This is a genomic window from Vibrio sp. N418 (assembly GCF_000222565.1).
In the GTDB taxonomy this organism is placed as follows: Bacteria; Pseudomonadota; Gammaproteobacteria; order Enterobacterales; family Vibrionaceae; genus Vibrio; species Vibrio scophthalmi.
Genome location: NZ_AFWD01000022.1, coordinates 22,448 through 41,121, shown reverse-complemented (window position 1 = coordinate 41,121; position 18,674 = coordinate 22,448). Strand labels below are relative to the sequence as shown.

At 44.5% G+C, this 18,674-nt stretch carries 20 protein-coding genes; 7 read left to right on the top strand and 13 right to left on the bottom strand.

All coding sequences use genetic code 11. The annotated features are described in order from the left end of the window. Nucleotides 1-104 precede the first annotated feature (104 nt). The 4 genes from RH86_RS03370 to gap all read right to left on the bottom strand — a co-directional run bounded on the left by RH86_RS03370 (nucleotide 105) and on the right by gap (nucleotide 3,852). A complete protein-coding gene (locus RH86_RS03370) occupies nucleotides 105-449 on the bottom strand; it encodes a hypothetical protein (protein WP_009384986.1) in 345 nt (114 codons plus the stop codon). A 331-nt stretch (nucleotides 450-780) separates the two neighbouring features. Beyond that, nucleotides 781-1,608 carry a 23S rRNA (guanine(745)-N(1))-methyltransferase gene (gene rlmA / locus RH86_RS03365; protein WP_009384985.1) on the bottom strand — a complete coding sequence of 276 codons (828 nt, stop codon included), beginning with the start codon at nucleotides 1,606-1,608 and terminating at the stop codon, nucleotides 781-783. A 159-nt stretch (nucleotides 1,609-1,767) separates the two neighbouring features. Then, on the bottom strand, nucleotides 1,768-2,649 hold the full coding sequence (locus RH86_RS03360) for a D-hexose-6-phosphate mutarotase (protein WP_009384984.1): 882 nt from the start codon (nucleotides 2,647-2,649) through the stop codon (nucleotides 1,768-1,770). A gap of 207 nt (nucleotides 2,650-2,856) precedes the next feature. Beyond that, nucleotides 2,857-3,852 (bottom strand): type I glyceraldehyde-3-phosphate dehydrogenase, encoded by a 996-nt coding sequence (gene gap / locus RH86_RS03355; protein ID WP_005600177.1) that lies wholly within the window; start codon nucleotides 3,850-3,852, stop codon nucleotides 2,857-2,859. Between the two features lie 335 nt (nucleotides 3,853-4,187). On the opposite strand from gap, the gene msrB reads away from it, so the two are divergent. After that, entirely contained in the window at nucleotides 4,188-4,607 is a 420-nt protein-coding gene (gene msrB / locus RH86_RS03350; protein WP_009384983.1) for a peptide-methionine (R)-S-oxide reductase MsrB, read from the top strand. A gap of 69 nt (nucleotides 4,608-4,676) precedes the next feature. Here the strand turns inward: msrB and RH86_RS03345 are convergent, their stop codons facing one another. After that, entirely contained in the window at nucleotides 4,677-5,492 is an 816-nt protein-coding gene (locus tag RH86_RS03345) for a DUF2989 domain-containing protein (protein ID WP_009384982.1), read from the bottom strand. 104 nt (nucleotides 5,493-5,596) lie between these two features. On the opposite strand from RH86_RS03345, the gene RH86_RS03340 reads away from it, so the two are divergent. After that, nucleotides 5,597-5,884, top strand: a complete 288-nt coding sequence (locus RH86_RS03340; RefSeq protein ID WP_005600171.1) for a YeaC family protein — start codon at nucleotides 5,597-5,599, stop codon at nucleotides 5,882-5,884. A 57-nt stretch (nucleotides 5,885-5,941) separates the two neighbouring features. On the opposite strand, the gene RH86_RS03335 is transcribed toward RH86_RS03340, so the two are convergent. From RH86_RS03335 to RH86_RS03320, 4 genes are all read right to left on the bottom strand, one after another. Next, a complete protein-coding gene (locus RH86_RS03335; RefSeq protein WP_009384981.1) occupies nucleotides 5,942-6,445 on the bottom strand; it encodes a YchJ family protein in 504 nt (167 codons plus the stop codon). Between the two features lie 65 nt (nucleotides 6,446-6,510). Beyond that, on the bottom strand, nucleotides 6,511-7,728 hold the full coding sequence (locus tag RH86_RS03330) for an EAL and HDOD domain-containing protein (RefSeq protein WP_009384980.1): 1,218 nt from the start codon (nucleotides 7,726-7,728) through the stop codon (nucleotides 6,511-6,513). Nucleotides 7,729-7,803: 75 nt separating this feature from the next. Further along, nucleotides 7,804-8,544 (bottom strand): UDP-2,3-diacylglucosamine diphosphatase, encoded by a 741-nt coding sequence (lpxH, locus tag RH86_RS03325; RefSeq protein ID WP_009384979.1) that lies wholly within the window; start codon nucleotides 8,542-8,544, stop codon nucleotides 7,804-7,806. Between the two features lie 51 nt (nucleotides 8,545-8,595). Further along, a complete protein-coding gene (locus RH86_RS03320; RefSeq protein WP_005600165.1) occupies nucleotides 8,596-9,090 on the bottom strand; it encodes a peptidylprolyl isomerase in 495 nt (164 codons plus the stop codon). Nucleotides 9,091-9,293: 203 nt separating this feature from the next. On the opposite strand from RH86_RS03320, the gene cysS reads away from it, so the two are divergent. Beyond that, complete coding sequence (gene cysS, locus RH86_RS03315) at nucleotides 9,294-10,676, top strand: cysteine--tRNA ligase (protein WP_009384978.1); 1,383 nt, start codon at nucleotides 9,294-9,296, stop codon at nucleotides 10,674-10,676. Nucleotides 10,677-10,777: 101 nt separating this feature from the next. Beyond that, complete coding sequence (locus RH86_RS03310; protein ID WP_005600161.1) at nucleotides 10,778-11,356, top strand: thymidine kinase; 579 nt, start codon at nucleotides 10,778-10,780, stop codon at nucleotides 11,354-11,356. A gap of 70 nt (nucleotides 11,357-11,426) precedes the next feature. Here the strand turns inward: RH86_RS03310 and infA are convergent, their stop codons facing one another. The 3 genes from infA to aat form a co-directional block, all read right to left on the bottom strand. Continuing rightward, complete coding sequence (gene infA / locus RH86_RS03305; RefSeq protein WP_005600159.1) at nucleotides 11,427-11,645, bottom strand: translation initiation factor IF-1; 219 nt, start codon at nucleotides 11,643-11,645, stop codon at nucleotides 11,427-11,429. An 81-nt stretch (nucleotides 11,646-11,726) separates the two neighbouring features. Then, nucleotides 11,727-12,425: an arginyltransferase gene (locus RH86_RS03300; RefSeq protein WP_009384977.1), complete on the bottom strand. Its 699-nt coding sequence runs from the start codon at nucleotides 12,423-12,425 to the stop codon at nucleotides 11,727-11,729. A gap of 1 nt (nucleotide 12,426) precedes the next feature. Next, the gene (aat, locus tag RH86_RS03295) at nucleotides 12,427-13,143 is read right to left on the bottom strand and encodes a leucyl/phenylalanyl-tRNA--protein transferase (protein WP_009384976.1); all 717 of its coding nucleotides are present in this window, start codon (nucleotides 13,141-13,143) and stop codon (nucleotides 12,427-12,429) included. A gap of 18 nt (nucleotides 13,144-13,161) precedes the next feature. Between aat and RH86_RS03290 the strand changes: the two genes are divergently transcribed. Both RH86_RS03290 and aroA read left to right on the top strand, forming a co-directional pair. Next, a complete protein-coding gene (locus RH86_RS03290) occupies nucleotides 13,162-13,617 on the top strand; it encodes a glycine zipper 2TM domain-containing protein (RefSeq protein WP_038219187.1) in 456 nt (151 codons plus the stop codon). 153 nt (nucleotides 13,618-13,770) lie between these two features. Then, nucleotides 13,771-15,066, top strand: coding sequence for a 3-phosphoshikimate 1-carboxyvinyltransferase (gene aroA / locus RH86_RS03285; protein WP_009384974.1), 1,296 nt, complete (start codon nucleotides 13,771-13,773; stop codon nucleotides 15,064-15,066). Nucleotides 15,067-15,337: 271 nt separating this feature from the next. Here the strand turns inward: aroA and RH86_RS03280 are convergent, their stop codons facing one another. Next, nucleotides 15,338-15,586, bottom strand: coding sequence for a YciN family protein (locus RH86_RS03280; RefSeq protein WP_005600149.1), 249 nt, complete (start codon nucleotides 15,584-15,586; stop codon nucleotides 15,338-15,340). A gap of 416 nt (nucleotides 15,587-16,002) precedes the next feature. Between RH86_RS03280 and topA the strand changes: the two genes are divergently transcribed. Further along, a complete protein-coding gene (gene topA, locus RH86_RS03275; RefSeq protein WP_009384973.1) occupies nucleotides 16,003-18,624 on the top strand; it encodes a type I DNA topoisomerase in 2,622 nt (873 codons plus the stop codon). Nucleotides 18,625-18,674 lie beyond the last annotated feature (50 nt).

The following is an 18,674-nucleotide window of genomic DNA, read 5'->3' as shown; positions in this document are numbered from 1 at the left end:
AGTAAAACCATTATGGAGGGGACTGTTGCATACTGACAAATTACAAATTTTTACCGTTACGACCAAATGATATCAATCTAGGTGAATATCTGTTTTTAGTTTGTTTAAGCGAGCATTAGAAGTAAACCACCTACTGTTGCCGCAGCGGAAAGAAATTGCCCCGCAGAATAGGAGTCATCGTCTTCTTCTTTGATGGTATCTGGGTGATCCATACCAAGAGCACCAGCGGCAAAAGATTCGACTTTATCGCCTACGGTTTTCTCTGGAGCACTCTCTTTTTCAATCTCTTTTAATGCCGCTAACAGGGCTTTACCTTCATCGGAAAGCGTGACTTTATTTTGTTCTACTTTTAGTGGTGCAGAACTGGTGGTCACATCTGCCGTTTTCGCTTGAGGTTTGACTTGCTGGGTTGGTGTCAGCTTTGCTGGCTCCATGCCTACCGGTGTCATAAATGTCTCCTATCACAGTCCTCAATCATTATATCGACCAAGATGAATAAAACTTGTGGGAAATATTCGTCGGAGCGATAACTTTTTTGTGAGCAAAAAACGCGCCAACTTAGTTGTGCCTGTGGTGTAGGCATTTGTAGATATCAATATGTACTGTGGAACGCTATTTTGGCAAGAGGACTATGTGTAATAGAACAATGTATATGAGAACTATGTATAAGAGAATGATGTTTAAGAGTAGCTGATTAAGAGAATTCTAAGCCCGACTAGGTCCGATATGAGACCCAAGTAAGGCTTAGAAGAGACGTATCCCTCTATGATTTTGAGCCGCTTATTGTGAGACTGCTTTACGATAAACACGGATCATAAAGTCCGCTTCACAATCAAAGTGCGGTGCGGTTTTCAGTAACTCGCGCAATTCGTCGCTGGCTTTCCACGCAAACGGTGTCATTTGCAACAAATCAAAGCCATCACCTTGAGCTAAGTTCATCACATAGTTGAGCTTTTGTTCATGCTCAAGCGTGAAGCCTTCCAATTGCTCTGGCTCTTCGTTGTGCAGACGGATCTCTTGATAGATGTGTTCGCGTAACTGGTAGAGGTGACGGCCAGCAGGGGTTACCGTAATCACGACGCCATTTTCTTTTAGAGTGCGAGCCATTTCTTCGGCTTTGCATGGCGCATAGATGCGCAAAATCGCATTTAAGCTCTCATCGGCAAAAGGAAGGCGATGACTTGAAGCGACAGTGAACTGACAGTTCGGGTAGCGTTTTGCCGCAAAACGAATCGCGATTTTTGAAATATCCAAACCAAAAACATTAGCATCATTCGATTGTGTTTTGAGTGCCGTAGCGACTTCATCGGTGTAGTAACCTTCACCACAACCGATATCCAGCAGTTGATGTTCGCTATCCACAAGATACTGTGCGCACAGTTGTGCAACAGCTTGCTTCATCGGTTGGTAATAGTCTTTTTCTAAGAAACGGCGGCGCGCTTGCATCATCTCTTTATTGTCGCCTGGATCTTTCGAGCGTTTGTGCTGCACGGGCATCAAATTGACATAACCTTCTTTGGCAAGATCAAAACCGTGGTTGTTAGCACAACGGTAAGTTCGTTCAGCAAAAGCAAGCGGTAGGTGGCAGAGAGGACATTGATAAGACATATAGAGCTCAACAGATGAAGTTAGGCGGCAGAGTCTAGCAAGAAAGCGTCGCAGGCAAAAGCTTTGGCCAACGGGATTTTTTGCCAATAGAACAAAAGAGCCAGCATGATCGCTGGCTCTTGGAAAATGACACTGTATTGCCTGAGGGCAGGGAGACGTTTAAGCTGAGATGATGGTGCTTAGCTCGTGTGTTTCGTTCGGCTGGAGTGTGATGCCATCGTCAATGGTCGGTGCGTGAATAGTCGATTCAACACAGAACATAGTTTTGTAGCCATCGTTTTCCATATCTGCCATATCGGTCGCCACTTCAATCCACGGATTCCATAATACCGCCGAGTTATGACCGCTATTGGTAATATGCAAAGTGCGGTCAAGCACCTTATCTTCGACGTTGATGACGGCTTCAGGTTGGGTGTAAACGCGGTCAATACCCGCAGTCAGCTCGAGTGTGTCGCCACCTTGGCACACTTTGTTGTCTTGTAGGCCATCAATGTATTCAGCACCCATACCTGTCGCTTGCATTTGCGTGATTTCGCTGATGTTAAGGTAAGTATGTAACGCACCTGAGAAGGTCCAAGCGTGATCGTCGATGTTACGTACTTTAAGCGTCACTTTGAGCTCATCGCCTACTTCCATCACTAAACGTAAATCGAATAGGTGAGGCCAAATGCTGAGAGTGTCTTCGCTTGGGAATAACGCCAACTCAACAATCACACCATGCTCATTCTCACGGTGTTCGACTAATTCCCACTCTTTGCTACGCGCAAAACCATGAGCAGGGTTAGCAATACGACCAAACCAAGGCCAGCAGACTGGAATACCGCCACGCAGTGCCTTTTCGCCATCAAAAATTGCCGCTTTGCTCATCCAAATAAGATCTTCTTGACCCATTGGTTGATAAGACACGACATGACCGCCCAGTAGTGAGATACCAGCCACGGCTTTGTCATGCATGACACGCACAATTTTTACTTCGCCATGCTGAACGATAGTGACGTTGTCAGAGAGAACTGCGATTGCAGGCAATTGAGACAAGTTCATAAATGAGTCCTCGAATTTGAAAATTAGATTCTGTTGGCCATTGTGGTGTAAAGCGATGAGAGATGAAAAGCCAATAGGACATAATTTCGATAAAAGTCAGTGTTTTAAATGAAATTTACTACTTTTTAGATACTAAAAAGGCGACTCAAGAGCCGCCTTTTTTCACGATTTTCTCAAAGAAAAGTTCGCTAATTGCTATCTAAGAAATTACTTAGAGATGTGTGCAATTAGGTCTAGAACTTTGTTTGAGTAACCGATTTCGTTGTCGTACCAAGATACAACTTTAACGAAGTTATCAGTTAGAGCGATACCAGCTTTAGCATCGAATACTGAAGTTTGAACTTCGCCAATGAAGTCTTGAGAAACAACTTGGTCTTCAGTGTAGCCTAGAACGCCTTTTAGTTCGCCTTCTGATGCTGCTTTCATTGCTGCACAGATAGTTTCGTAAGATGCGCCTTTCTCTAGGTTAACAGTTAGGTCAACTACAGAAACGTTAGCAGTTGGTACGCGGAAAGCCATACCAGTTAGTTTGCCGTTTAGCTCAGGAAGAACAACGCCTACTGCTTTAGCAGCACCAGTTGATGATGGGATGATGTTCTGAGAAGCACCACGACCACCGCGCCAGTCTTTAGCTGAAGGACCGTCTACAGTTTTTTGAGTTGCTGTAGTAGCGTGTACAGTTGTCATAAGACCTGAAACGATACCGAAGTTGTCGTTTAGAACTTTAGCGATAGGCGCTAGACAGTTAGTAGTACAAGAAGCGTTAGAAACGATGTCTTGGCCTGCGTAAGTTGAATCGTTTACGCCCATAACGAACATTGGAGTTGCGTCTTTAGATGGACCAGTAAGAACAACTTTCTTCGCGCCAGCTGTGATGTGCTTACGTGCTGTTGCGTCGTCTAGGAATAGACCAGTAGCTTCTGCTACTACGTCAACACCGATTGCATCCCATTTTAGATCTTCAGGGTTGCGCTCTGCAGTTACACGTACAGTTTTACCGTTAACGATTAGGTTACCGTCTACAACTTCAACAGTACCGTTGAAACGGCCGTGAGTTGAGTCGTATTTCAGCATGTATGCCATGTATTCTACGTCGATAAGGTCGTTAATACCTACAACTTCGATGTCGTTGCGCTCTTGCGCTGCACGGAATACGAATCGACCGATACGGCCAAAACCGTTAATACCTACTTTGATAGTCATTATAGCTGCTCCACAACTTAATTTCTGATTAAAGATAACTGGTAGTAAAATTACAGAATCCAGTAAATGTCTGCAAGAGATAATCGGACTTAACTTGTTTAATGTCAAAAAAAAGCGACGCTTTTTTTCACAATTAGTCGCAAATGGTTATCTTTTATACGGATATTTACTTTTTTCAGCTGCCAGTTGACATAAAATGGTCGCATGACTAAATCTTAGCCAGCTGTTGGACTACTCTATCACGGTGAGAAAGTATGTGCTACAAAAGGTCTGTAAAGGTAAATTTTTAGCGATAATCTAGGTAAAATTAGATTACTAAACAAAGGAGTAAGCGAATGAAAAGAGAAATTGAAAAGGTTTCAAAGCCAGATGAATACTGGCGCGATCGCTTGTCTGATGAGGAGTTTCGAGTTTGTCGAGAGCAGGGGACTGAAGCCCCTTTTAGTGGCAAGTTGTTACACAACCGAGAAAGTGGGGTTTATTTCTGCACGTGTTGCCAAGCGCCACTCTTTCAATCGGATAATAAGTTCGACTCAGGATGTGGTTGGCCAAGTTTTGATGCCCCGATTGACGACCAAGCGATCCGTTATTTACAAGACTTGAGTCACGGAATGGTTCGTTCTGAGATCCGCTGCGCCCGTTGCGATAGTCATTTAGGTCACGTTTTTCCCGATGGTCCACCAACGACAGGAGAGCGCTTCTGTGTTAATTCTGTGTCGTTAATTTTCAACAATCAACAAAAAAGCGGTGATTAAATCACCGCGGTTTGTTTGAATCTTTCAGGTAGGATTAATGGCGAATCGTATCCAGTGCCATTAATGAAACTAAAATTGTGGGATAAGAGTGGTGCGATATGCGCCATCGCCGATTGCATCGTAGACACTCTCTGCGATGTTATCCAACTGTTCATATTTCTCTGCACTGAACCCATACATAAGCTGTCGATTGCTCACTGATGCGGTTTGGACATCGAACTGGTTAGCGACTTGTGCCCATATATAAGCTAACTCTTTGCGATTTTGCTGAAAGTTAATACTGGCGAGTGATTTCACCGCGTCGATATTGGTTTTCTTGCCGTCGGCGAGTTCAAGAGAACGATTGAGTAAATACAGTGTTTTTTCTGCATCGCGGCTGGTATAGAAGGTTGCTAGAGCATATTGCATCTCGGCACTTTCTAATGCTTGAGAACCTTCCATTTGTAAGAATCCACGTCGTGCCTGTTCATCACCTTCTTGGCTCCAAAGGAAATAGAGCGCTTGAGGTGAGGTAGATAGCTTCAATTCGCTTACCACTCGCGCTTGTTCGTCATTGACGTGCATCTGCGAAGTAAAGCGTTTCTCTTTGCGATTGTTTTGATCGATCGGTTGGATCTGTGCCGCTAAGGTTAGGCATTTTTCATATTCGGCGAGAATATGATACTCGCGAATTTTGTTGATATCCGAGGGGTCTTTAAGTACTTCAAAGCGATGCCAAACTAAGTCAGTACGTGGTACACGACATTGCCCATCATCCATGTTGAGTAGTTCACAGCGGAGTGCAGGGTTTTCTGCACAAAGTTGCTCGGTATTTTTTCGTCCTTCAAAACATCCGCTGAGGAGAAAACCTAAGCCAATGGTGGTTGCCAACTTGAGTCTATTCATAATTTTAATGCTTGTGATCAGATACGCTTATTCTGGGTTCTTGTCTTGACTCATATAGCGAGCCAGTTATGTTTTGCTCATAACGATGATAAGAAGGATAACTCATGGACGCAGAGCAGTTAGTCAATGCCATAACGCCTGATGCTTACCAACGCTTACTTTTTGCCGTTGAGACAGGCAAGTGGCCAGAAGGAACCGTACTTTCTCAACAACAACGTGATTCGTGTATGCAAGCCGTCATGCTCTATCAAGCTAAGCACAATGAAGAAGCTCAGCATATGACGGTTGCTCAGGGGGGGGAAATTAGCTTTAAATCCAAAACGGAGTTGAAAAAGCAATTTCAAAAACAACAATCCGATATTGTTCGTGTTAACCCTAATGACAGTGAATAACGTCAAGTTGTCGATAATAAAAAGGTAGATGCACAATCATCTACCTTTTTTGTTTAATTATCCGCAGCACTTCTTAAATTTTTTACCGCTGCCACAAATGCATGGATCATTTCGCCCCACTTTGAGACTTTTGATTGGTTGTGACAATCTTTCATCTTGTGGCTCGGCAGCTTGTTCGGCATATTCCCCATCAATGTAGTACCAAAGATCGTTTTCACGTACAAAGCGTGAACGTTCCTCAAGGCAAAACTCGTCGTCTTCTTGTTCAAAATAAGCTTGGAATGTAACAAAACCTTCGTCGCGATTTTGACCATCTTCACTGCCAAGTACATCGAGTGAGAGCCAGTTGCTGTTTACTGAGTCTGCGATGGCGTCACGCTGTGCTTCGGCTTCGCAACTTGGGTGATAGGTTGCGACGACAAAATCAACCAAACCTTTTACGTGTGCACTGTAACGAGCGCGCATCAGTTGCTCTGGCGTTTTAGCTTGGTGATGATCAAGGTGAACAGGTTGGCAACACTGTTCGTAATTCGTTGGGTTACCGCAAGGACAATGACTCATACGAGCACCATTAGTTAAGCTGAAATTGGCGCTAGTGTATTGAGCCACTCGCTGAGAGTAAAGCGCTACTGCACTTCAACCAGTTCTGCTGTCCAGCGTATTGATTCTTGATAAGCTTTGGCAACGGCTTGGTCACTGAGTTTGAGTTTAAAACTAATGCTGGTGGCTTTATCCCATTGCGCTTTTTCGTAAGCACTGACCAACATTAATAGCCCGCCTAACACGCCGCGTTTTTCGATCAGTGCTTGAAAGATCGCATCGTCGATCGGCACGTCATTAAGAATATCTTCTAACGGGCGATCGAGTAATGAATCGAGTAGTGAAAACATGCCGGTTAAAAACGCATGGCTCTTCTTAGGTGTCTTACTCAACCGCATTTGCTGGCTTAACAGTTGACAAAATTTCGCGCGCTGAATTGACAAGGTATAAAGATGATCCGGTTTACCTTCTTGCGTGGCCGAAAGGGCGACGAGAGAGATAAATTTGCGCAGTCGGTCTTCACCGAGGTAAATCAGCGCTTGCTTGAAGGAGTGGATCTTGTTGCTGACCATGGCCGACGCGTTGACGTAGCGCAGCAATTTGTACGATAAGGTGACGTCTTTGGAAACCAAATGCTCCAACACTTTGAAATCCAGCTGATCTTTAGATATTTCAGTGATCAGTTCAATCACCGTCATAAACGATGGCTCTAAAGCTTTTTTTTGTACCATTTCAGGCTTGGCAAAAAAGTAACCTTGAAAGTAAACAAAGCCCGCTTGCACTGCTTGTTGGTATTCTTGGTGTGTTTCGATTTTTTCAGCGAGAAATTCGATGTTGTACTTATTTAAGCTATCAATATAGATCTTGGCTTTTTCAATCGGCACTGATCGAATATCGAATTTGATTATTGAGATGTAAGGCAGAAACTCGCGCCATTCTTTATTGGGAATAAAATCATCCAACGCTAGGGTATAGCCTTGTTGATGTAGCGAACGTACTGCCGCCAACAACTCGGGTGTTGGCTGGCAATCTTCAAGGATTTCAATCACCATATTCTCGGCGGAGAACAGGCTAGGTAGCTGCTTGATTAAACTGGCATAGGGAAAATTGATAAAGCCGAGTTTGTCACCCAAAGTTTCATTATGGGTGGTCAGCATATGATCAGACAATAAACGACTGGTCGCCAGTTCGGGATCGATATTAGGGAAAGTGTTGCTTGGACCATCTCGGAACAATAGCTCGTAACCGATGGTTTGTTTTTCCTTATCTAATATCGGTTGGCGTGCAAAATAAGAATACTTCAAGAGAGACATCAACCTAATTTCTGTTTGCGTCAATATTAGGGATGTCGTGCGGTTTTTGCTATGAACTAGTTCAAACTAACACTCTTTATTGAGAAAAGGGCGCGTTTCTAATATCAAATTTTCCGTGTCACAGCACAAAATTGAACCTTGTTCGTACCAATCACCCAGTACAATGCGAGTCATCGATTGGTTATTGCTGCTCGTAAAGTGATGCGTATTTGGGCGATGGGTGTGGCCGTGAATCATCAAATCGACACCATGTGCGATCATGACATCTTCCACTTCGCTTTGGGTGACATCCATGATAGTCAGTGATTTTGACTTCTTGGTATCACGTGCGCCTTGTTGAATTTTACCGACGATTTTACGTTTTAGCGCCATAGGAAGACGGTTGAATACCCACTGCAGCCAAGGTTGATTCACTTTGGCACGAAATGCCAAGTATTGGGTATCTTCGGTACAGAGCGTATCACCGTGCAAAATCACCGCTTTTCGCCCGTACAGATCGATCACCGTTTCATCACCCAGTAACGTAACACCCGTTTGCTTGGCAAAGCGCTGACCGACAAGAAAGTCACGATTACCTTTGACAAAAAAGCAAGGCACGCCGTGATTGGTGAGCTGTTTGAATTCAGCGCGAATTTGCTGAGCAAACTCACTGCAGTCATCATCACCTATCCAAAAATCAAACAGATCCCCCAACACATACAGCGCATCAGCATGAATGGCTTCGTTACGCATAAACTGGGTAAAACAGTGATTGATCTCGGTCGTGTTTGGCGATAGATGTAGATCGGAGATAAAGAGAGTAGTCATGATACCTATAGAGCTGAATAAAAAGGGCGCCAAAGCGCCCTTTATTGACGATTATGCTTCGATAGTCGTGCCAGTGATAACCACGTCTTCTAGTGGTACATCTTGGTGCATACCGTAAGAGCCAGTGCTCACACCTTTGATTTGGTCTACTACGTCCATGCCTTCTACTACTTCAGCAAATACACAGTAACCCCAACCGTCTAGGCTTTCGCTACGGAAATCTAGGAAAGTGTTGTTGCTCACGTTGATGAAGAACTGAGAGCTTGCTGAATGCGGTTCCATGGTACGAGCCATCGCTAGCGTACCTACTTTGTTGCTTAGGCCGTTGTTAGCTTCGTTTTTGATTGTTGCACGAGTCGCCTTTTCGCGTAGGCCAGACTCCATGCCACCACCTTGAATCATGAAACCATCGATAACACGGTGGAATAGCGTGTTGTCGTAAAAACCATCACGGCAGTACTGTAGGAAGTTTGCGCTTGTTTCTGGAGCGTTCTCAGTGTCTAGCTTAACTTTGATGTCACCAAAATTAGTGTGAAGGGTGATCATGATTGTATCCTTAACCGATGTTTTTTGATTTGAGCTGAAGATTCTATCTTAACTTTTCAGACATTAATACGTGAAAAGAAGGGGTTCACACATCAGTATAGGCGCTAATGATGGCTTTTTAACCGTTTGAGGGATTACCTAATCAAGTGTGAATTGATATACTGAACCACTATTTTGTTTCACCCAGATAAAGCATAGAGATCATGTTAAAAATATATAACACACTCACAAGACAGAAAGAGGAATTCAAACCAATCAATGCTGGCAAAATCGGCATGTATGTCTGTGGGGTAACCATTTACGATCTCTGTCATATCGGTCATGGCCGCACGTTCGTTTCATTTGACGTGGTTTCACGCTACTTGCGTTACCTTGGTTACGATTTGACTTTCGTTCGTAATATCACGGATATCGATGACAAGATCATCAAGCGCGCAAATGAAAATGGCGAAAGCTGTGAGTCACTGACTGAGCGTTTAATCGGTGAAATGCACGCAGACTTTGACGCGCTGAATATGAAGCGTCCAGATATTGAGCCGCGTGCAACAGAATTTATTCCAGAAATCATTGCATTGGTTGAGAAGCTGATCGAACGCGGTTTTGCTTATGTGGCAAGTAACGGCGACGTGATGTTTGAAGTGAGCAAGTTCGATGAGTACGGCAAGCTATCTAAGCAAGATCTTGATCAGCTGCAAGCTGGTGCGCGTGTTGATATCGAATCAGCTAAACGTAGCCCGCTAGACTTCGTGCTATGGAAAATGTCTAAGCCTGGTGAGCCGACATGGGAATCACCATGGGGCGCAGGTCGTCCGGGTTGGCACATCGAATGTTCAGCAATGAACTCGGCGATTCTAGGTAACCATTTCGACATTCACGGTGGTGGCTCTGATCTACAGTTCCCACACCACGAAAATGAAATCGCTCAATCGTGCTGCGCACATAACACCCAGTATGTGAATACTTGGATGCACAGCGGCATGGTGATGGTTGATAAAGAGAAAATGTCTAAATCGCTAGGCAACTTCTTCACTATTCGTGATGTGCTTGGTCATTACGACGCAGAAACCGTGCGTTACTTCTTGATGTCAGGTCACTACCGTAGCCAGCTAAACTATAGCGAAGAAAACCTCAATCAAGCACGTGCTTCACTTGAGCGTCTATACACCTCATTACGTGGTCTCGATTTGTCAGTTGAAGCGGCGGGTGGTGATGAGTACCAAGCACGCTTTAATGACGCGATGAACGATGACTTCAACACACCAGAAGCTTACTCAGTACTGTTTGATATCGCGCGTGAAATCAACCGTCTTAAAGCAGAAAACATTGAGCAAGCAAGCGCTCTAGGCGTTGTTATGCGCCAAATGGCGGAAGTGATTGGTATTCTCCATCAAGATGCAGAAGCTTTCCTAAAAGGTGATGCGGGTAACGATGATGAAGTGGCTGAAATTGAAGCATTGATCAAGCTACGTAACGACTCACGCGCATCGAAAGATTGGGCTAACGCGGATTTAGCGCGTGATAAGCTTAACGAGATGGGTATTGAGTTGGAAGATGGCGCAGAGGGCACAACCTGGCGTCGTAAATAATATCCACTTCAATTTAGTGAGTGGGTGTATAAATAATTTTAAGGGGCTGAGCTGTCAGCCCTTTTTTCTATCCGATTTGTCTATTCTATAGGATATTTTTCGTGGCTCAGATGTACTTCTATTACTCGGCAATGAATGCGGGTAAATCTACGACGCTTCTTCAATCTTCATTTAATTACCAAGAGCGTGGCATGAACCCGGTGATTTTTACTGCGGCATTAGATGATCGTTACGGTATTGGTAAGGTGAGTTCGCGCATTGGTTTGCAGTCAGATGCTTTTTTATTCAAACCAGAAACGGATTTGTTTAAGGCGATTGAAACGCTTAATAGCGAAGAAAAACGTCACTGTATTTTGATTGATGAATGTCAGTTCTTATCGAAAGAGCAGGTATATCAGCTAACGGAAGTGGTCGATAAACTGCATATTCCTGTTTTATGCTACGGCCTGCGTACTGATTTTTTGGGTGAGCTATTTGAAGGTAGTAAGTATCTACTATCGTGGGCAGATAAGCTGGTAGAGCTTAAAACTATTTGTCATTGTGGTCGTAAAGCAAACATGGTGATTCGTACAGATGAGCATGGCAACGCGATTGCTCAAGGTGATCAAGTGGCGATTGGTGGTAATGACCGTTATGTTTCGGTTTGCCGTCAGCACTATAAAGAAGCATTAGGTCAGTAAGATCTTTTCGCACAAAAACAAAAAACGGAGCCACTGGCTCCGTTTTTTGTTGTATTCGTAAATCTAAAGATTAACGAGCACGGAAGACGATGCGGCCTTTAGATAGGTCGTATGGAGTCATCTCTACAGTTACTTTGTCACCAGTAAGAATACGGATGTAGTTCTTACGCATTTTACCAGAGATGTGAGCAGTAACTACGTGACCGTTTTCTAACTCAACACGGAACATTGTGTTTGGAAGAGTATCAAGGACTGTACCTTGCAACTCAATTACGTCTTCTTTAGCCATTTATTCCTCTTTTTCAAATGGACAATTTCAACCGGCTTAGTCGTACCGATAAAAATGAATTAAGTAAAGTTGGGGCGTATTCTACCCCTGCCAAGTCTGATTTACTAGCCTTTGATGAGGTTGAAAGCGGACTTTGTAATTCATGGCCGGGCATTCATCGATTTGATACCCCAGATAAAGCCACTGTTTTCCTTGGTTACGACAATAATCAATTTGCAATAATACTCCCAAAGTACCCAGTGAAATTTCGCAGTGTGGGTCAAAAAAAGTATAGAACGCGCTGGCGCTGTTACTGAGAATGTCGGTCACTGCAATGCCAATCAACCGACCATTATCATAGATGTGTAGATACTGAGTGTTCAGCCAAGTGCAATGAGAGAACTGAGCGAAGCTATCACGATTCGCTGGATACATACTGCCGTTACGATGACGAACTTCAATGTATCGGTTGTAGAGTTCGAACCACTCATTGTCCAGTTCTTCTTTCAATTGATAAGTGATGGTTTTGGCTTTCGCCAATAACCGCTTTTGACTGCGCGATGGTTCAAAATTCGGTACTGAGATACGAATAGGTTGGCAGGCTGAGCATAATTCACAGTGCGGTTTATAAATGGTATCGCCGCTGCGACGAAATCCATTCGCGAGTAAAACTTCGTAGTTCGATGAACTATGCAATGCCGGTTCTAGCGCTACAGCAACGCGCTCCTGTCGATTAGGTAAGTAGCTACATGGGTGGTTATCGGTCAGACCAATACGAATTTGCTGCAAGTCAGAACTCATCTCATATCTCAGCGGGTAAATGAAGCCATTGTGGTTGAAAGCAATGCTCGTCAAGAGCTTGATATCTTAAGGATAGCAGGCTTTGAATAAAGCTTTCGCGTTCTAATTCAAATGCGCCCAAAGATTGAGTGTGCTCGTTCAAAACTTGGCAATCAATTAATTGCCCACCGTGTTGGTAGAAATGGGAGCAGAAATACCACAAGGCGATTTTTGATGCATTGCTCTCGAGGCTAAACATCGATTCGCCACAAAATAGCTGGCCAATAGAAAGGCCATACAAGCCCCCAATCAAACGGTTCTCTTGCCATACCTCGACAGAGTGGCATCGGCCTTGTTGTGCTAATTGCTTATAGGCTCGACGCATATCTTCATTGAGCCAAGTCTCTTCAGCGCTTCTCATTGCCGCGCATTGGTCTATCACTTGCTCTGTCGCATGATTGATACTGACGCGATATTGATGCTTACGCTGAAATTTTTTTAAACTTTTCGAGGGTTTAAAAATATCAGGCTTGAACACCGCTCGTGGGGAAGGGCTCCACCATAAAATCGGCTCATCCGGGCCATACCATGGAAAGATACCATTGTGGTAAGCTGTTAATAAGCGAGCGGCCGACAGATCACCGCCAAATGCCAATAAGCCGTTGGGATCATCCAATGCGTCAAATGGCGACGGGAAGCTCAAGTCGTTAGGGTCGAGTTCTGTCAGATAAATAGCCATCAAGAGGTGTTCAGTATGATGAAGAAGTGGGTATGGATATTATTGATTTTTCCTCTGTTTGCCAATGCCGCATATCAAAGGAATGTGGCTCGTCCGGTGAATGAGGTCGTTTTCGGTAAAATAGATTCCGTCCGCTATATCACTCAACAAGAGATTGTTGAGTCAAAAAGTAATGGTTGGGAAACACTATTAGGTGCCGTGGTCGGCGGGTTGGTCGGTAACCAATTTGGTGGCGGTTCAGGCAAAGAAGTCGCGACGGCTGTGGGGGCGGTCGCTGGGGCAAGTGTCGCGCGTAACCGTGCAAATCAGAGCTACAGCATCGAATATCGTTTGGTGGAATTGCTTATTTTGACCGACGATAAACGGCTGATTAACGTGATTCAAGATGTCGATAGTTCAATGATTTTTCAACGTAACGATCCAGTTAGGATTCTTTACTTCAATGATGGCGTCAGAGTGGATAAAGAGTTCTAATTAATTGAACCTGAGCGGCATAAACGGATGATTTTTCCTGCGGTTAAAACGGGATTTACTCTGGTTTTAACCGCGGTTTTTCGTTAGGCTGCCAGTACGAAGAATTTTTCATCACCCTAAGGATGCTGGGTGAGCAAGGAATAGTAGTCTCAAATGGAAAGCCTTACATTACAACCAATCAATAAAGTCGATGGTGAGGTCAACTTACCAGGTTCTAAAAGTGTTTCAAATCGCGCTTTACTGCTTGCGGCTCTTGCGCAGGGAACCACTCGTTTAACGAATTTGCTAGACAGCGATGATATTCGCCACATGCTCAATGCGTTAACTTCGTTAGGGGTTAACTATCGTTTATCCGACGATAAAACGGTGTGTGAAGTCGATGGTCTGGGCGGTGCGTTTACAGGAGCAAGGGATAACGCTACCCAAGCGTTAGAGCTTTTCTTAGGCAATGCCGGTACAGCGATGCGTCCACTCGCGGCCGCCCTTTGTTTGGGCTCTGGTGAGTATGTACTGACTGGCGAGCCACGCATGAAAGAGCGTCCAATCGGCCACTTAGTCGATGCGTTGCGCCAAGCCGGCGCTGAAATTAGCTATCTTGAGAACGAAAATTACCCACCCATCAAGATTGTTGGCTGCGGTTTAAATGGCGGCAGCGTTGAAATTGATGGTTCAATTTCAAGCCAGTTTCTCACTGCGTTTTTGATGTCAGCACCACTGGCCAAAGACGATGTTGTTATCAACATTGTCGGTGATTTGGTGTCGAAACCTTATATCGATATTACCTTGCATATCATGGCTCAGTTTGGTATTGAAGTTGAAAACCGCAATTATCAACAATTCGCCATTAAAGCGGGTCAACAATACGTTTCTCCAGGTGACTTTTTAGTCGAAGGTGATGCTTCTTCTGCGTCATATTTCCTCGCAGCAGCGGCGATCAAAGGTGGGGCGATCAAAGTAACCGGCATTGGTAAAAACAGCATTCAAGGCGATATTCAATTTGCTGACGCGTTAGAAAAAATGGGCGCTGAGATTGAATGGGGTGAGGATTATGTGATTTCGCGTGTCGGTAAGCTTACTGCCGTGGACATGGACTTTAACCACATCCCCGATGCGGCGATGACCATTGCAACGACAGCTCTGTTTGCTCAAGGTACGACAGCCATTCGCAATGTCTACAACTGGCGCGTAAAAGAGACCGATCGTCTGGCTGCGATGGCGACAGAACTGCGTAAAGTGGGGGCTGTTGTGGAAGAGGGTGAGGATTACATCATTGTTACGCCGCCAGAGGCTCTGACACACGCATCGATTGATACTTATGATGATCATCGCATGGCGATGTGTTTCTCGCTAGTTGCGCTGAGCGACACGCCTGTAACGATTAATGATCCCAAGTGTACCTCGAAGACCTTCCCTGATTATTTCGATAAATTGGCAGGTTTGAGCTGCTAAGCTAAGCGAGAACACTGGATTTCGAGCTTGGCTTCGACCATAAAGAAAAGAGAGGTTTCCTACTCGTGCTAACGTGCTCTATGGAATGATCTAGTTAAGGAATGACATAGCTAAATAGCGGTAAAAGGTCAGTTTGTCATTCTCGAGAGGGAGGCACGACCGAGTCGGGAATCTCAAAATAACAAAGGCTGACACCGTGTCAGCCTTTTCTGTTACTCGAAGCAAAAGCGCATGTTACGCTTTCGATTCTCGATTCTCGATTCTCGATTGACTATTTTTCTAACGTAAACTCTTTTGATAGATGATGTGCAAGGTATTTGAACATGTTGAATACCGCAGTCGTGTTTGCGGTTGGGATACCATTATCATCTAAGAAATAGTTGCCTTTAAAGACCAAAACTTCTTCTTTTTCTTCTACGCTATCAGCACGCATCCCTTCGATGTAATCATCGTGGGCTTGAATAATTTGGTTAGCGATCAGCAGGAGATCAAATTGGGAGATGGTTTTCTTTTCGCTCATCACGATTACCTTTAAATAGAGGGTTTGACGGGATATGGCAGGGATTGTACGTGCAGTTAATGGCATTTTCCAATGACCTATAACATTTTTAGCCATGGTGCTGAGTGGAAATGTTTTGTGACGGGCTACATAAATCTGCTTACTTTGTTGGCGGAGATATAAACCACACGTTTAGTATGTGGCACTTCATAAGGTAAGGCATTGATTGCGTAACCGAACTAGCCATTGAATTGGTTTTATAAACACACTTAACGTCTTGAGTGAGATCGCGCATTTGTCGAGCAGTCAAAAGTGATTTTAAAAAAAGATATTGATCTTCTGGTCATCTCGCTCGATAGTAAAAAAAGAAGCAATATTTTAAGTATGTTGTGCGATAAGCTCGCGTCATCAGTCACTAAAGGACACTAGAGTCAGTTATGGGTAAGTCACTCGTTATTGTGGAATCGCCTGCTAAGGCTAAAACCATCAATAAATATCTCGGTAAGGACTTCATCGTAAAGTCTAGTGTGGGTCACGTACGTGATCTACCTACAGCGGGACAAAGCACCGGCCAGAAAGCGGCAGCGGTATCGACCAAAGGTTTGAGCCCTGAAGAGAAAGCTCGTGTTAAACATGAGAAAGATCGTAAATCGCTGATCAAAAAAATGGGTATAGATCCATTTAATGGCTGGGAAGCGAATTACCAAATACTACCGGGTAAAGAGAAAGTAGTTGCGGAACTGCAGAAACTCGCTGAAGACGCAGATTGCGTTTATCTCGCAACCGATTTGGACCGCGAAGGAGAAGCTATCGCATGGCACCTTCGTGAGATCATCGGTGGCGATGAAGAGCGATACAAACGTGTAGTGTTTAACGAAATTACTAAAAATGCTATCCAGCAAGCGTTCGAAAAACCGGGCGAATTGAGCATGGATGGCGTTAATGCCCAACAAGCGCGCCGTTTCATGGATCGCGTTGTAGGCTTTATGGTTTCGCCACTGTTGTGGAAAAAAGTGGCTCGTGGCCTGTCTGCAGGTCGTGTTCAGTCTGTGGCAGTGAAACTATTGGTTGAGCGTGAGCGCGAAATCAAAGCGTTTATCCCTGAAGAGTTCTGGGATATCCACGCTAATACCAAAACGCAGAACAAAACAGACTTCCGTCTACAAGTGGCTCAAAAAGATGGTGTGGCATTTAAGCCGACCAATCAAACTGACACAATGGCAGCGGTTTCGGTACTTGAAAATGCAGCGTTTGAAGTCTGTAAACGTGAAGACCGCCCTACGTCAAGTAAGCCGTCTGCGCCATTTATTACTTCAACGCTACAGCAAGCAGCAAGTACTCGTCTAGGCTACGGCGTTAAAAAGACCATGATGCTGGCTCAGCGCTTGTATGAGGCGGGTTACATCACTTATATGCGTACTGACTCAACTAACTTGAGTTCAGAAGCGGTAGAGACGCTACGCGAATACATTGCTAGCGAGTATGGCGATGCCTATTTGCCAGCGAGTAAACTGGTTTACGGCAGCAAAGAAGGCGCTCAAGAAGCGCACGAAGCGATTCGTCCATCAGATGTAACGGTGAAAACCGAAGATCTTGTGTCTATGGAAGCAGATGCACATAAACTGTACAGCCTGATTTGGAACCAGTTTGTTGCTTGTCAAATGACACCAGCACAGTACGACTCAACCACTGTGAGCGTCAAAGCGGCTGAGTACACGCTTAAAGCGAAAGGTCGTATTCTAAAATTTGATGGTTGGACTCGTGTACAGCGTCCAATGGGCAAGAACGAAGACCAAATTCTACCTGCAGTTCAAGTGGGTGATAAAATTGACTTGGTTGATCTTGAACCGAAGCAGCACTTTACTAAGCCACCAGCACGCTTTACCGAAGCGGCATTGGTTAAAGAACTTGAAAAACGTGGTATTGGTCGTCCTTCAACGTACGCATCGATCATCTCGACGATTCAAGATCGCGGCTATGTGAAAGTGGAACAACGTCGTTTCTACGCAGAGAAGATGGGTGAGATCGTAACCGACCGTCTTGATGGCAGCTTCCATGAGTTGATGAACTACGAGTTCACCTCAAAAATGGAACAGAAGCTTGACCAAGTTGCAGTCGGTGATGCCAACTGGAAATCAGTTCTAGATAACTTCTTTACTGATTTTACCGGTGACCTTGAGAAAGCGGAACTGGATGAAGATGTGGGTGGCATGAAGCCTAACCATATCGTTTACACCGATATTGAGTGTCCAACCTGTTCACGCGAGATGGGTATTCGTACTGCGTCTACAGGCGTGTTCTTGGGTTGTTCTGGTTATGCATTGCCGCCAAAAGAGCGTTGCAAGACCACCATCAACTTGGGTGACGAAGAAGGCATTATTAACGTACTTGAAGAAGACGTTGAAACGGCAGCACTGCGTGCGAAGAAACGTTGTCCAATCTGTGAAACAGCAATGGACGCTTATCTGATTGATGATAAGCGTAAGCTTCATGTTTGTGGTAATAACCCGAACTGTGAAGGCTACGTTGTTGAGTTTGGTGAATACAAAGTTAAAGGCTATGAAGGTCCACTGGTTGAATGTGACAAGTGTGGCAGTGACATGGTGCTTAAGAACGGTCGTTTTGGCAAATACATGGACTGTACTAGCGAGACATGTAAGAACACGCGTAAGATCCTGAAAAATGGTGAAGTGGCACCGCCAAAAGAAGACCCAGTACACCTACCTGAACTTCCATGTGAAAATTCAGAAGCTTACTTTGTTCTACGTGATGGCGCGTCAGGCTTGTTCCTAGCGGCGAGCACTTTCCCTAAATCGCGTGAAACACGTGCGCCTTTGGTGGAAGAGTTGAAACGCTTTAAAGATCGTATCTCAGCTAAGTTCCACTACCTAGCGGACGCACCAGAGAAAGATCCAGATGGCCTGCCAATGGTCGTTCGTTTTAGCCGTAAGTCTAAAGAGAACTATGTACGCTCAGAAGTGGATGGTAAGCCGTCAGGCTACACAGCACTTTTCGTTGATGGAAAGTGGGAAATTACCGATAAGCGTAAGAAAAAGTAATCATTAGATTGAATTGAAAAAGCAGCGAGTAATCGCTGCTTTTTTTATGC